This is a genomic window from Cereibacter changlensis JA139, from assembly GCF_003034985.1.
Taxonomy (GTDB): domain Bacteria; phylum Pseudomonadota; class Alphaproteobacteria; order Rhodobacterales; family Rhodobacteraceae; genus Cereibacter; species Cereibacter changlensis.
Window position 1 is genome coordinate 1 of sequence record NZ_PZKG01000369.1, and the last position, 1,008, is coordinate 1,008.

2 protein-coding genes are annotated in these 1,008 nt (G+C 66.8%); both read left to right on the plus strand.

Annotated features, from left to right (window positions below):
* Positions 1-523, plus strand: a 523-nt coding sequence (locus C5F48_RS24115; protein ID WP_258186595.1) for a DUF2076 domain-containing protein, incomplete at its 5' end; no start/stop codon positions are given.
* 180 nt (positions 524-703) lie between these two features.
* The coding region (locus C5F48_RS24120) for an exopolysaccharide biosynthesis protein (protein WP_258186596.1) at positions 704-1,008 on the plus strand (305 nt) is incomplete at its 3' end.

Consider the following 1,008-nt stretch of genomic DNA (forward strand, 5'->3'; position numbering starts at 1 on the left):
CATGACAATGGACCAGAATGACAAGCAGGCGATTGAGGGTCTGTTCAGCAAGCTTCGCAGCGTGGAGCAGCAGGCCGCGGCACGCGATCCGCAGGCCGAGGCGTTCATCCGAGACGCGATCACGCGCCAGCCCGGCGCGCCCTATTACATGGCGCAGACCATCGTCGTGCAGGAGGGGGCTCTGCAGGAAGCCCAGTCCCGTATTGCTGCGCTGGAGACGGAGCTTGCAGCAGCGCGCAACTCGCGCAGCGCCAGCCCGTTCTCAACCCACGGGCAGTCTGGCTCAGGTTCCAGCCCCTGGCAGCGATCGGCATCCGGCGACACCCGTGGTGCGCAACCTCGCGCCGGCGGCGGTTTTCTGGCGGGAGCGGCGCAAACCGCAATGGGCGTCGCCGGCGGCCTGATGCTTGGCAATGCACTCGGCGGCTTGTTCGGCGGCGGGGCAGCGGAGGCGGCGGAGCCGCCAGCGGATGCCGGGGACGATATTGCCGAGGACGCGGGCTGGGACGACGCGGAAATGTAACGGCTCAAAAGTCTTATTCTTGGGGCCGGCGCCTTCATTCTCAGCGCCGGCATCACACTCAATCCGCAGGACCGAATGCAGAGCTCACCGCCTCCCCTGCACGATCCTGAGGGCGCAGCCCCGTCCGGCCTCTCGGGCCCAGAACCGCGGGCAAGGCCGCCCCGAAAGCGCCTGTCACGAATGCTGGAGGAGGTGGCGGCAGATACGAACCGCGACCGTGTCTCCGTGTCCGACTTGGTGAAGGTCATGGATGCACGGGCCTTCGGCGCGCTTCTTCTGCTGTTCGCACTCCCCAACGTATTGCCGATGCCACCCGGAACCTCCGGCATCCTGGGTCTGCCACTGGTCTATCTGTCAGCGCAGATGATGCTTGGACAGTCGCCATGGCTTCCTCGCTTCATCGCAAGCCGGTCGGTTGCGCGGGGGGACTTCGCCGGGCTCGTCGCCAGGGCATCTCCCTTGCTGGGCCGCGCGGAACGGATGCT